A 12,379-nucleotide genomic window follows, 5' to 3' on the forward strand; every position below is an offset into this window, starting at 1 on the left:
AGGCTTGCCGGCGCCTGTCGCCGACGTCTGCGACGAGAGTGGCGGGGCCACCTTGCAGCGGGTTTGCAGCGCTACGATCCACGCGTGGCTGCGCTGTCCGTGCGGGTGCTCGGCGAGCTCGCCGTCGACGGATCCGACCTGAGCCGCCTGGACAGGAAGGCCCGCCGCCTGCTCCGGCTGCTCGCGCTGGCCCGCGGGCGCGCGATCACGACGGACGCCCTGGTCGATGCGCTGTGGGACGAGCCGCCTGCGAAACCGGCCGACCAGGTCGCCGTACTCGCGAGCAGGCTGCGCCGCGAGCTCGGCCGCGAGCGCGTCGAGCGCACCGACGCGGGCTACCGCCTGCACGCCGACTGGCTCGACCTGACCGAGCTCGAGGCCGTCGTGACCGAGGCCGAGCGGCGCCACGCGGACGACGAGGTCGCCGGAGCGGCTGCGACGGCGCGGATCGCGCTGGCCCTCATCCGCGGCCCGCTCCCCCCGCTGCCCACTGACGCCCCGTGGGCGGTGGCCGAGCAGGACGCCGCCGAGCGGCTCGTACGGCGAGCCCGGCGCGTCGCCGCCGCCGCACTCCTGGCCGCCGGCCACTGGCTCGACGCCCTGGACCTTGCGGCGGCCGATGCGACCTCGGACCCCCTCGACGAACAGGCCGTCCGTACGGTCATGCGAGCCCAAGCCGCGGGTGGTCGACCGGCGCTCGCGCTCGCCGCCTACGCCACGCTCCGGGAGACCCTCGCCGACCAGCTCGGCACCGACCCGGCGGCCGAGACCGACGCCCTGCACACGGCGATCCTCCGCGGCGACCTACCCGACCGGCCGACCACGGCACTGCCCACGGCGCTCGTCGGCCGCACGAGCCAGGCCGCCCACCTCGACCTGCTCGTCGCCCGGGCCGTCGACGACCGGATGGCGCGGGTCGCCCGGGTCGCCGGTGAGGCCGGCATCGGCAAGACCACGTTGCTCGAGACCTGGAGCCGCGGGCGCCGAGAAGCCGGCGACCTGGTCCTGTCGGGCACCTGCCGCCCGCTCGACCGCACCGCCCCGCTCGACGTCGTCCTCACCGCGTTGGCCGACCACCTGCGCGGCGCGGCCGATGCAGACGCCCTCCTCGGTCCGGAGGCCGGCACCCTCGCACCGCTGCTCGGCCTCTCCAGCACGACGGCGGCCGACGTGCGCGCGGTCGACCCCGGGCTCGGCCCGGCGACGCTCTTCGCCGCAGTGACCGCCGTGCTCGGACGGGTCGCCGGCACCGGTGGAGCCGTCCTCGTCATCGACGACGCGCACCTCGCCGGGCAGACCTTCGCCGACTGGCTCGGCTACCTGCAGCGGCGCCCGCTGCCGATCCTCGTCGTCGTCGGGGCCCGACCCGCCGAGGGACCGGACCTGCCCGCCACCGACGAGATCGGCCTCGGTCCGTTGGACCGCGCGCAGGTCGCCGAGGTCGTCGGCACCGATCGCGCCGAGGACCTCTACCGCCGCTCCGGCGGCCACCCGCTGTTCCTGGCCGAGCTGGCCGCCGTACCGGTGGGCGACCTGCCGCCCTCGCTCGTCGACGCGGTGGTGAGCCGGTGCGACCAACTGGGGACCGCGGGCGACCTGGTCCGCGCCGCGGCCGTCGTGGGCCAGCTCGACGTCGAGCTGCTCGCGGCCGTGCTCGGCCGCCGCGCCCTGGAGGTGCTCGCCGACGTCGAGCTCGCTGAGCAGTGCGGGCTGCTCGTCGAGGACGCCGGCCGACACCGCTTCCGCCACGAGCTCGTGCGGGAGGCGCTCGTGAGCGGTACGACGCGCTCGCGCCAGGAGCTCCTGCACCGCGAGACCGGTCGGGTGCTGTCCGGTCGCCGCGACGCCGATCCCGCGGTCGTGGCCGAGCACGCGCGCCTCGGCGGCGACATCGAGCTCGCTGCGAGGTCCCTGCGAACGGCCGCCGCGCGGGCGGCGGACCGCTTCGACCACGCGACGGCCGAGGACCTCCTCGACGAATCGCTCGCGCTGATCCACGACCACGAGACCCTGGTCGAGCGGGCGCAGGCGCGCATCCGCCGCGGCCGCTACCGCGCGGCCGAGGACGACGTCGTGGCCGCGACGGAGGCGTCCGCGCGGCGCTGGGAGGTCGGCGCGTGGGCGGCGTACTTCGACCGACGTTTCGACGACGCCCTGCGCTACGCCGAGGACGGCGCGATCGCCGCCACCGACCCCGAGAGCCGCACCCGCTGCCTGGTCGCCTCGGGCCGGATCCTCCACGCGCGCGGTGACCTCGAGCCTGCCGAGCAGCAGCTGAGCGAGGCGGTGACCGCGGCCGCCGGCGGGGAGCGGCTGGAGGCCGCGGTCTGGCTCGGCGTCGTGCACGCCCACCGCAGCCGGGCCGGCGACGCCATCGCGATGTTGCGGCCGCTGACCCGGGCCAGCGTCAGCGCCGATCAGACCGGCGCGTTCCTCCACGCGCTGCTCTTCACCGGCCACGCTCTCGCGGTCGAGGGCCGCGCGGCCGAGGCGCTCACCTGCTTCCAGACGTACGGCGCCGAGGTGGCCCGGCGGGATGCGCCCCGCTTCGCCGGCCGCGGCGTCAACTTCGCCGGCTGGGTGCTGCGCAACCTCGGAGCGACCTCGGAAGGGCTCGACGCGCACGAGGAGTCGCTGGCGATCGCGGACGAGGTCGGCTTCCCCGAGATGGTGGTCGCCGCGCTCGAGGATCTCGCCGACGACCGTCTCCGGGCGGGCGATCCGGAGGCGGCCGGCACGCTCCTCGACCGAGCCAGGCCGGCGTTGATGGGCGACCTCGTCTTCGGTTGGCGCCTGGCGATGAAGCTCGCGCTGCTCGACGCCCAGCGACACCTGCTCGCCGGCGACGCCGAGGAGGCGCTCCGCGCCGCGCAGGCGCTGCGGGCCGACGCCGGCCGGATCGCGGTGCCGCGCTACGAGACCTGCGCCCGGCTGGTGGAGCACCGCGCCCACGCCGCGCTTGGCGAACCGGTCGAACTCGACCAGGTCCGGCACGACCTCGACGACGTCGAGCGTGCCGTGGGGATCGAGGCCTGGTGGTGGGCGGGCGAGCTGGGCGCCGACCTGCGCGAGCCTCGGTTGATCACCCGCGCGGAGGAGCTGGTCGCCGTACTGGCACGTGCCGCAGGCACCCGCGGCGACGGACTGCGGGCCGAGGCCGACCGCCGACTCGACGGGTGGCGGTCCCTCAGCGCGCGCTGAGCACGATCATCGCCACCACCAGCGGGGGCAGGCCGGCGACCGCCGCCTCGGCGTCGGCGCGCAGTCGAGCCCGGTCGTCGGGCGCGAGCGTGTCGACGTACGGCGCGGTGTGCGCCATCCCGAAGCGCCAGTCGACCAGGTCGGCCGCCGTGTCCATCCCCGTCGCGACATCGAGGGTGACAGCGCGCGCCTCGGCGTAGCCCGCGCGGCGCGCGAACTCCTCGAGCTCGCTCGGGGACGGGTTGGCGTCGGCCCGTACGACGGCGTACCACTCCGGTGGCTGATAGCCGTGCCGCACCAGCACCCCCTCGATCGCCTCCTTGGCCGGGTGGCTCCAGTCGGGGGCGTAGGCGCTGGCGACCAGCGCGGTGGCGACCCGACGCAGCTCGGCCATCGCGGGCACGGGGTCCTCGAAGTGGTTGAGCGAGAAGGCCGCGGCGGCGAGGTCGAAAGCACCGTCGGCGAAGGGCAGTCGTGCCAGGTCGCCGACCGTCGACAGCGCGGGCGCGCGCGGCAACATCCCGGGAGCGAGGTCGACGGCCACCACGGTGCTCGCGCCCCGACGGCGCAGCGCCTCCCCCGCGACCCCCGTGCCGGCGCCGGCGTCGAGCACCCGCGCACCGGCCATGTCGAGAGGGTCGACCGGAGCGTGGTCGGCCAGCACCTCGGCCATCCGGGCGTACATCCGCTCGGGACCGGCCCGCCAGCCGTCCGACGCAGCGTCGTAGGCCGCCCCGATCCCGTCGATCGTCATCGCGCCTCCAGCAGTGGAGCGGCTCGCACGACCTGCTCCTCCCACCACGCGAGCTCGTCGTCGCGGCCGCCGAGCGCCTTCTCCCAGCCGAACTGCACCATCGCGCCGATCAGGCAGAGCCCGAGCTGGCGGTCCCACCAGCCCGCTGTGTCGACGCCGTGGCGCTCGAGCGCGGCGCGATAGGTGTCGATCGCCTGCTCCTTCGACGTCGGCAGCCGACGGCAGTTGATCGCGAGGTACCACGCCAGGTCGCTCAGCGGCGCCCCGACGCCCGGCAGCTCCCAGTCGAGCAGCACCGTGCGTCCCCACTGGTCGGTCCCCAGGTTGTCGAGCTTCCAGTTGCCATGGACGAAGGTGACGGGCGTGGTGTCGAGCGCCTCGAGCAGGGGGGTCGGGTCGTGCACCAGCGGCGTGACCACCTCGGAGAGCGCGGGCGCCACCTCCGCCAGGAGCGGCCACCCCTGCGCGACCAGCTGCGGCACGAGGTGGTCGGAGCCGAGCGCCGCCTCGGCCGCGGCCATCCGCGGTGACAGCTCGAGGTAGCGGTCGGCCGGCGACACCACGTCGACGCGCGTCTCCCAGAACGCCTCGTGCAGGACGGCCATGTGGTCGAGGAAGCCCTCGTGCTGCGCCAGCGGGATCGGCTCGTCGGTCGCGGGGACGAGCCACTCCCCCACGTCGTGCATCAGCAGCGCCGACAAGGTGGGCCTCGTGGCGTCGTGGGCCACCGCGACGATCGGCTGGTTGAAGCACTGTGGGAGCCGCGCGAGCACCCCGCGCCGCCAGAGCGCCACGGTCGCGCTGCCGGGGATGTCGGCCACGCGGAGGGTCCAGTCGGCGTCGCGGTCGAGGTACTTCACGACGTACGGCGCCCCGTCGATCGCCACCCGTTCCAGCTGCGCCCCGGACTTGCCGGGCCCGTCGAGCGGCCGCCGGTCGGTGACTCCCGCGAGCAGCGTTTCGATCGATTCGGCGACGTACATCCGCCTATCGTCGGGCCATGCGGATCATCTTGGCCACCCTCCCGGCGCTGCTGATCGGCAGCCTGCTGACCCCGGCGCCTGCCCACGCCGACGACCTCGTCGTCCGCGACGCGCGCCACGACTACTGGCACGACTACCGCAGCGACGGGGAGACGCCGATCCAGGCGACCCCCGACTACGGCGACCCCGATCTCCTCCGCACCGTCTACCACCACACCGCACACTCGGTGCGCGTCCGGCTCAAGATGGCGCAGCTCGACCGAGGTGACGGTGGCTACTGGAAGGCCGAGGCCCGCTACCGCACGGACACCGGACTCACGGCGCGAGCGACCGTCTTCAAGGCGTACGACGGCCGCACGACCACCACCTGGTACGGCCCGGGCACGTGCGTCGTCGAGGGCGAGGTCGACTGGGCCGACGACGCCATCACCATCGTCGTCCCTCGAGGCTGCCTGCACCGACCGAGCACGGTGGAGTTCAAGTCCGCCACGCAGTGGTCACCGACCAGCGACGACTACCCCTACCTCGACGTGTCCGGCTCCGACGGCTACCGCAGGGGCGCTTGGTCGGAGCCGGTCAGCCGGTGACCGTCAGGGGAGGATGTGGATGTCGAAGGACGTGTGCGCCGAGTTCTGAGGCGTCCCCTTGTCGACGGCGTACACATCGACGGAGAAGGTGCCAGCCTCGAGCGGCTTGCCCGTGATCTTGCCCGTGGGGCTCATCTTCAGACCCGGCGGCAGCGCTCCACCGATCAGGGAGTACTTCACACCCTTGCCACCGAACGAGCGGACCTGCGCCTTGTAGGCCTCCCCGACATCGCCGGACGGGTCGTTGAAGTAGATCTCCATCGGAAGGATCTCGATCGTCACCATGCCGGTGTCGGTCTGCGGGGTCGGCTTCGTGGCGTCCTGCGCCAAGACCTCGAAGGTGTAGGTGCCCGGCTCGGTGGGCCTGCCGGTGACCTTGCCGCTGCGGCTCAGCTTCATGCCGGACGGCAGGAAACCGACACCGGTGAGGCTCCACTTGACCCTGCCGTTGCCTCCGGAAGCCGTCAGCTGTGCCTTGTAGGCCGTCTGAACGTACTCGTGGAGCAGGGTGGTCGTCACGACCTCGAACCCACCACCCACATTCGCGGGGGTCTCGATGACGAGGCGGTAGCCGGCGTAGTCCGCGACGATGAGCCGGCCCGCCGGGGTCACCGCGACGCCGAGCGGCTCGGGCTGGGCGCCATTGTCTGGGCTGGGGCCGGTCAGCAGGCCGCCGAAGGTGTATTCCTCGGTCCACACGTTCTGGCTACCGCCGATGGTGGCACCCGGGAAGGACTTCACGCTCGGTGCGCCGCCGTTGCCGCCATCGGTCACGAAGAGCGTGCCGTCACCTCCGACGGTCAGGTTGACCGGCTGTGAGACACCGAGGAAGGACGCGTCCGCCGTGTACGTCGTCGCCGGGTTGTCGAACGGCCCGGGGAAACGCAGCACCCGCTGGTTGTAGAAGTCGGCGACGAAGAGGCTGCCGCCAGCGAACGCGATGTCCTTCGGCGCGTTGAAGCCGCCGTTGTTGCCCGCGCCGATGGAGTCGTCGGCGAACTGCCCGTTGGTGAACGGCGGGTAGAAGATCTTGATCTTGTTGTTGTAATCGTCGGCCACGAGCAGGCGACCGTCGTCGTCGAGGGTCAGGCCGCGCGGGTAGTCGAAGTGTCCACCGTCGGTCCCTGAGACGTAGGACTCGCCCAGCACGACCTGGGGGGTCGCCGGGTAGTCGCCGAAGCCGTCCGGCGTGTAGATCTGAACGACGTGCTGGAGGGTGTCGGCGACGTAGACCGTGTCGTCAGGACCGACGGTCAGGCCCTCGGGGCCGTTGAGGTTCCCCGTCCCGATCACCTTGTCGGCCGCCTGGCAGGAGCTGAGGGCGTCGGCGTCGGGCCAGCTGAGCACCCGCTGACCGCCGTCGTCGAGGGCGAAGAGGCGGCCGCTGGGAGTGACCACGACGCCCGTCGGGCCCGCAGTGGCGAACCCGCCACCGAAGTCGTGCCTGTTGAAACGGGCGTCCGCTCCCGCGCATCGCGTCGCGAGCGAGTCACTGGAGTTGTTCGGCTGGCCGAGCACCGTGAAGGTGGCTCCCGGTGGATCAGCGACCGCCCCGGGCGACGGCACGACCACGCTGACCAGCGCGCTGACGACGACGGCCGAGCACAGCCCGGCAAGGCTTCGGATCTTCACGATCCAGACTCTGGCCCAGACCCCTTGCGATTCACTAGCGGGATATCCCGCATGACCTGGATCACTCCGCCGGATCACTCCATCGGAGGCGACGCCAGGTAGACGGCCTTGGTCTCGGTGTACTGCGCGAGACCCTCGGGCCCGAACTCGCGCCCGATGCCGGAGTTCTTGTAGCCGCCGAACGGTGCCGCGAAGTCCATCGTGTAGGTGCTGACCCCGATCGTGCCGGTCCGGATCTGCCGGGCGATGTCGGTGCCGGCCTCGGTGTCGGAGGTCCACACCGTGCCCGCGAGTCCGTACTCGGAGTCATTGGCGATCCGGATGGCATCGGCCACGTCGTCGTACGCGATGACCGAGAGGACCGGTCCGAAGATCTCCTCCTGGGCGATCCGCATCGAGTTGTCGACGCCTGCGAAGACGGTCGGGCGGACGTACCAGCCCTTCGACAGGCCGTCGGGCATCCCGAGGCCGCCGGTGAGCAGCTGCGCGCCCTCCTCCTGGCCGAGCGCGATGTACTTCTCGACCCGCTCCTGCTGGCGCTGGGCGACCATCGGACCGATCTCGGTCGCGGGGTCCATCGGGTCGCCGACCTTCATCCCCGCGATGGCCTCGGCCAGCGACGCCACGAAGGAGTCGTGCCGGTCCCGGCTCACCAGGACCCGGGTCTGCGCGACGCAGGCCTGGCCGGAGTTCATGACACCGAGGAACTTCAGACCCTCGAGGGTCGAGGCGAGGTCGGCATCGTCCAGGACGATCGCGGCCGACTTACCGCCCAGCTCCAGCGAGCAGCGCTTGAGCTGCTCGCCGCAGATCGCACCGATCCGACGGCCGGCAGCCGTCGAGCCCGTGAAGGCCACCTTGTCGACCCCCGGATGCGAGACCAGGTGCTCCCCGACCTCACGACCCGCGGCCACGATGCTCACCACGCCCTCGGGCACGCCCGCCTCGAGCAGCGCCTCGGCCAGCACGTAGCAGTCGAGCGGCGACTCGGGTGCCGGCTTCACCACGACCGTGCAACCGGCCAGCAGCGCCGGGACGAGCTTGGAGAGCACGGTGAACTGCGGGACGTTCCACGGCGGGATCGCCGCGACGACCCCGAGCGGCTCGTGGCGCACCATGACGTCGGCGCCCAGCGCGCCCGGCCGGGTCGACTCCCACGGGAACTCCCGCGCGATGGTGAGGAACGCCTCGATCTGCATCCACGCCGCGGGGGCCTGCGCCAGGTTGCTGAACGAGATCGGCGAGCCCATCTCGGTGCTGATGACGGTCGCCATCTCCTCGAGCCGCGCCGCGTAGGACATCGACAGCGCCGCGACGATGTCGATCCGCTCGGCTGGCGACATCCGCGGCCACGGGCCCTCGTCGAACGCCTTGCGCGCCGCGGCCACCGCAGCGTCGATGTCGGCCCTGCTGCCCTCCGGGACGCGGGCCACCACCTCCTCGGAGTGCGGCGAGACCACCTCCAGCACGGCGTCCGTCGCAGGCTTGGTCCAAGCGCCACCGATGAAGAGGGCGTCGCGGTCGAGGGTCATGGGGTTCCTTTCAGGGGGTGCGCCGATCAGGGCGCGAGGGTGAACCAGTCGTCGAAGCCGGAGGGGTCATGGCGACCGAGAGCACCGTGCTCGAAGAGCCCCCAACCCTCGACGCCGTCGGCGCCTGGACCGTGGGCGACCGCGTGGCCGACGTGGTCGATCACGCCGAACATCACGCGACCGTCGACCGCCGGGTCGTTCATGTCGTAGGTGAGCCGCTCGGTGAAGCCGGCGCCCTTCCACATGCCGTGGGTCCAGTCGGAGTCGCCGCCGTAGCCGCCGCCGACGTGGATCGGCACGGGCAGCTTGGAGGACACCTCGAGCACCAGGTCCTTGCCCTCGGGCGTCTGGCAGACGATCGTCGCGCCGGTCGGCACCCGGGTGCCGGAGGCGTAGCGCATCTCCACCCGCGGCCAGCCGAGCTGCTCGACCCGACCGTCCTTCCAGACCCGCGTGCAGTCGTTGAGCGTGCGGAAGCCGTCGGGCGTCTCCTGGATGATGATCACGACGCAGAAGTCGTCGAAGCGCATCGGCACGTAGAGCCACCACATGCCCTCGAAGGCCGGGTCGGCCGGCTTGCCGGCCGGGGCGGCCTCACCGACGGGCCGGATGCCCCAGGACCGGTCGCGCGAACCGAGCCAGCGGTCGGGCGTGACCGCGATGTCGGTGCCGTCGACCGAGAGGACTCCCTCCCAGGTGCCGACCTGGGCGAAGCGCTGGGCGTCGAGGATCGTGTTGGCGCCCTGGCGCATCACGTGCGGCAGCTCTTGCACCACCGGGAAGGACCCCTCCCAGGTGATGTCCATGGCGATGCCGTGGGTCTCCTCCATCACCAGGCGCAGCTTGTGCAGCGGCTCGATGATCTCGACCCGGTAGTTGCCGACCTTCTGCTCCATCCGGTCGCCGCCGCGCGGGTCAGCGGTGTCGCTGAGGTGGACGGCCGTCTGCTCGTCACCGCGGCGGAGCAGGACGAACGCGTCCTTGGTGCCGAGGTTGGGGTAGAAGCCGAGCCCGGTGATGAGGAACAGGTCGCCGGTGCGGTCGTGGGCGTTGAGGTAGCAGCGGTCGTAGAAGTTCCGGTCGCTGCTGCCGGCCCACGCCACCGGGCGGGGCAGCTGGTGGATCGGGTACTCGTCGAGGGGGCCGAGGCCGTAGTACTCGCCGTGCAGCCCGTGGTCGAGGGGGCTCATGCGCCGACCTCCTGGAGAAGACGCTCGAAGAGGGGGCGGTGGTGCATGACGGACTCCGGGTCCTCGGGCCGCGCGATCTCGCCGAAGTGGACCTGCCGCGCGCTCGTGCGCAAGAAGACGATGCCCCAGATGACGGCGGCGAAGACCTGGTACCAGGTCAGGTCACCGACCTGGACGCCCGAGAGCTCCTCGTAGGTCCGGGCGACGTCGTCGGCCGTCATGAAGTCGGGCATGCCGGGCAGGCCCATCATGGTGGAGATCTCCTGGAAGACCGCGTGCGCGAAGACCATCCAGGCCAGGTCGAGCTCGCGGGGGCCGAGGGTCGCCATCTCCCAGTCGAGCACAGCGACGGGTGCGAAGTCGCGATACATCACGTTGCCGATCCGGGCGTCGCCCCAGATGAGCACCGGCTCCCCTTCAGGAGGCAGGTTGCCCTCGAGCCAGGCAAGGCCGCGATCGATGAGCGGGGACGGCGGGCTGCCCTCCGCAGCATCGATCGCGTAGTCGTACCAAGCACGGAGCTTGGCGACGTTGCGGGCGAGCGGGGTCGCGCCCTCGTGGCCGGTGACGGCCGGGTCGAGGAAGGCGAAGCGCTCGGCTGCGCCGGCGATGCCGTGCAGCTTGGCGAGCACCTCGACGCTGCTGCGCTGGAGCGCCTCCTGCTGCTCGGCGGGCGCGTCGAAGAGCCAGTTGTCGCCGAACGTGTAGGGCAGCACGTCCGGCGGGACCGCGCCGTCGAGCCGGTCCATCAGGAAGAACGGCGTGCCGAGGACGTCACCGGTCGGCTCGATCAGTCCGACCGGCGGGACAGGAACGCCGGCCAGCTCGCCGGCGAGCCGCATGGCGTCGTACTGGTCCTGGAGGCGGTAGGCCGGGAAGACGGGCAGGTCCTCGGCGGCCGGGGCGACCCGGGCGACGTACTCCTTGGTGGCACGCGTGCCGTTCTCCGTCGCCGTGATCGCGAGCAGCACGGTCTCGCTCGACATGCCGTTGGTCTGGATGCCCTCGTGGAGGGTGACCTCGGGGTCGGCGCCAGCGGGCAGCACGCCGGCGAGCCACTCCTCGAGTCGCGCGCGCACCGTGGCGGGGTCGCGGCTGGAGCGCTGCAGGGTCATGTCGGCGGGCAGCGGTGCCTGCGTCATGGGGGTTCCTCCGGGGGTTCGTGCGCGACCGAAGCCGCGCGATCTCAAACTAGAACACGTTCTAGGGGTCTTCAAGAGAGAAAGCGGGTGGAGTACGGCGCAAATCGCGCCGCGAGCTCGTCGGCATCGAGTCCGACCGCCGCGGGCCGGTAGTCGATGCGGCCCAGGTGTCCCCGGGCATGGGTCGCCAGGTAGTCGGTCGCCCCGGCGCGAGCGGCAGGGGTGAAGTCCTCGCCGGCCAGCGCGAGCACCCGCTCGAGCGCGCCTTCCTGGTCGGCCATGAAGGTGTCGAACGGAAGGTCGACCGAAGCGTCGGGACCGAACGTGTCGCGGTCGCGCAGCAGCGCATCGAGCATCGTGCCGAGGCGGTCGGCCCAACGGCGCCCGGTCGCGTTCGGGTCGAGCGGTGCGACGCGGAACATCCGCTCCGTGTAGGCGACCATCGTCGCGAGCGAGGTGACGACGTGGGCCGGGTCGCGGTGGGTGATCACGACCGTCGCCTCAGGGAAGACCTCGGCGACGACCGGCAGCTGCTCCAGGTGCTGCGGCGACTTCAGCAACCAACGGCGGCCACCGCGCAGGTGCGTCATCGCCTGGAGCTGGAGCCGGAGGTAGGCGTAGTGCGGCGCCTGGCTGTGCGACCGGTAGTGGTCGACCCAGGCCGGCACGTCGGTCAGCGTCTCGAAGAACATCGTCGAGAAGTCGTTGGCGAGGAGCGCGATCTCCTCGTGGACGTGCTCGGGCCCGTCCATCTCGTGCATGAGGATCAGGTGCGGCACGGCGGCGTGCATCGCGTCCAGCGCCGCCGTCGTACGACCGATCCGCGGATCCGGCTCGGCGCCGCGCTCCCCCGGCAGCGGAAACGGCTCGAGGCTCTCCCAGTAGGGCAGGGTGCGGAACAGCCCGGTCGCGGCGAGCAGCTGCTGGAGGTGGGTGGTGCCGGTGCGCGGCAGGCCGGCGATCACGACCGGCGGCTCGAGCTCGACCTCGAGCACCTCGGGCTCACGCCGGATGAGGTCGGCGAGCAGCAGCCGGTTCTTCAGCATCTGCACGAACTGCGCGTAGAGGTTGACCTGGCCGGGCTTCGAGAGCCCGGGCACGGAGCGGTAGCACTCGAGCAGCAGATCCATCCGCGCCCGGTAGTCCTGGGGCCCGAAGTCGTCGAGGCCGAGCTCGGCGGACGCCTGGGCGTGGAGCGTGGCGCTGTCGAGCGGGCACAGGTCGGCGACCTGCTCCATCATCCCGAGCAGCTCGGCGGCGGCCGGCCCGAACTGCGGCTCGGCGAGGTCGTCGAGAACCACCGTCACCCCGACGTCAACACTGTCCTTCTCCTGCATGGCCGATTACGATACTCTTGG

At 72.1% G+C, this 12,379-nt stretch carries 9 protein-coding genes; 2 read left to right on the plus strand and 7 right to left on the minus strand.

The genetic code is table 11. From position 1 onward, the window contains the following. Positions 1–84 precede the first annotated feature (84 nt). Positions 85–3,201, plus strand: coding sequence for an ATP-binding protein (locus tag F0U44_RS02885; RefSeq protein WP_188113290.1), 3,117 nt, complete (start codon positions 85–87; stop codon positions 3,199–3,201). Here the strand turns inward: F0U44_RS02885 and F0U44_RS02890 are convergent. Both F0U44_RS02890 and F0U44_RS02895 read right to left on the minus strand, forming a co-directional pair. After that, complete coding sequence (locus F0U44_RS02890; RefSeq protein ID WP_149726733.1) at positions 3,188–3,955, minus strand: class I SAM-dependent methyltransferase; 768 nt, start codon at positions 3,953–3,955, stop codon at positions 3,188–3,190. The genes F0U44_RS02885 and F0U44_RS02890 overlap by 14 nt on opposite strands. Continuing rightward, complete coding sequence (locus tag F0U44_RS02895; protein WP_149726734.1) at positions 3,952–4,938, minus strand: phosphotransferase; 987 nt, start codon at positions 4,936–4,938, stop codon at positions 3,952–3,954. Before F0U44_RS02895 ends, F0U44_RS02890 begins: the two co-directional genes overlap by 4 nt. A gap of 17 nt (positions 4,939–4,955) precedes the next feature. Here F0U44_RS02895 and F0U44_RS02900 point away from each other — a divergent pair, with 17 nt between their 5' ends. After that, positions 4,956–5,525, plus strand: a complete 570-nt coding sequence (locus tag F0U44_RS02900; RefSeq protein ID WP_149726735.1) for a hypothetical protein — start codon at positions 4,956–4,958, stop codon at positions 5,523–5,525. Between the two features lie 3 nt (positions 5,526–5,528). On the opposite strand, the gene F0U44_RS02905 is transcribed toward F0U44_RS02900, so the two are convergent. The 5 genes from F0U44_RS02905 to F0U44_RS02925 form a co-directional block, all read right to left on the minus strand. Next, positions 5,529–7,157, minus strand: a complete 1,629-nt coding sequence (locus F0U44_RS02905; RefSeq protein ID WP_188113291.1) for a putative Ig domain-containing protein — start codon at positions 7,155–7,157, stop codon at positions 5,529–5,531. A gap of 74 nt (positions 7,158–7,231) precedes the next feature. Next, on the minus strand, positions 7,232–8,689 hold the full coding sequence (locus F0U44_RS02910; protein WP_149726737.1) for an aldehyde dehydrogenase: 1,458 nt from the start codon (positions 8,687–8,689) through the stop codon (positions 7,232–7,234). Positions 8,690–8,715: 26 nt separating this feature from the next. Further along, positions 8,716–9,879, minus strand: a complete 1,164-nt coding sequence (locus tag F0U44_RS02915) for an Rv3169 family protein (RefSeq protein ID WP_149726738.1) — start codon at positions 9,877–9,879, stop codon at positions 8,716–8,718. Beyond that, a complete protein-coding gene (locus F0U44_RS02920) occupies positions 9,876–11,021 on the minus strand; it encodes a phosphotransferase family protein (protein ID WP_149726739.1) in 1,146 nt (381 codons plus the stop codon). Before F0U44_RS02920 ends, F0U44_RS02915 begins: the two co-directional genes overlap by 4 nt. A 71-nt stretch (positions 11,022–11,092) precedes the next feature. Next, positions 11,093–12,358: a sulfotransferase family protein gene (locus F0U44_RS02925; RefSeq protein WP_149726740.1), complete on the minus strand. Its 1,266-nt coding sequence runs from the start codon at positions 12,356–12,358 to the stop codon at positions 11,093–11,095. Positions 12,359–12,379 lie beyond the last annotated feature (21 nt).

The sequence above is a fragment of the Nocardioides humilatus genome (assembly GCF_008373755.1).
GTDB lineage: Bacteria > Actinomycetota > Actinomycetes > Propionibacteriales > Nocardioidaceae > Nocardioides > Nocardioides humilatus.

Excerpts from the sequence above, each read along its gene's own strand:
- F0U44_RS02890 (WP_149726733.1), bottom strand. The coding sequence starts at position 3,955 with ATGACGATCGACGGGATCGGGGCGGCCTACGACGCTGCGTCGGACGGC.
- F0U44_RS02895 (WP_149726734.1), bottom strand. The coding sequence starts at position 4,938 with ATGTACGTCGCCGAATCGATCGAAACGCTGCTCGCGGGAGTCACCGAC.
- F0U44_RS02900 (WP_149726735.1), top strand. The coding sequence starts at position 4,956 with ATGCGGATCATCTTGGCCACCCTCCCGGCGCTGCTGATCGGCAGCCTG.
- F0U44_RS02910 (WP_149726737.1), bottom strand. The coding sequence starts at position 8,689 with ATGACCCTCGACCGCGACGCCCTCTTCATCGGTGGCGCTTGGACCAAG.
- F0U44_RS02915 (WP_149726738.1), bottom strand. The coding sequence starts at position 9,879 with ATGAGCCCCCTCGACCACGGGCTGCACGGCGAGTACTACGGCCTCGGC.
- F0U44_RS02920 (WP_149726739.1), bottom strand. The coding sequence starts at position 11,021 with ATGACGCAGGCACCGCTGCCCGCCGACATGACCCTGCAGCGCTCCAGC.
- F0U44_RS02925 (WP_149726740.1), bottom strand. The coding sequence starts at position 12,358 with ATGCAGGAGAAGGACAGTGTTGACGTCGGGGTGACGGTGGTTCTCGAC.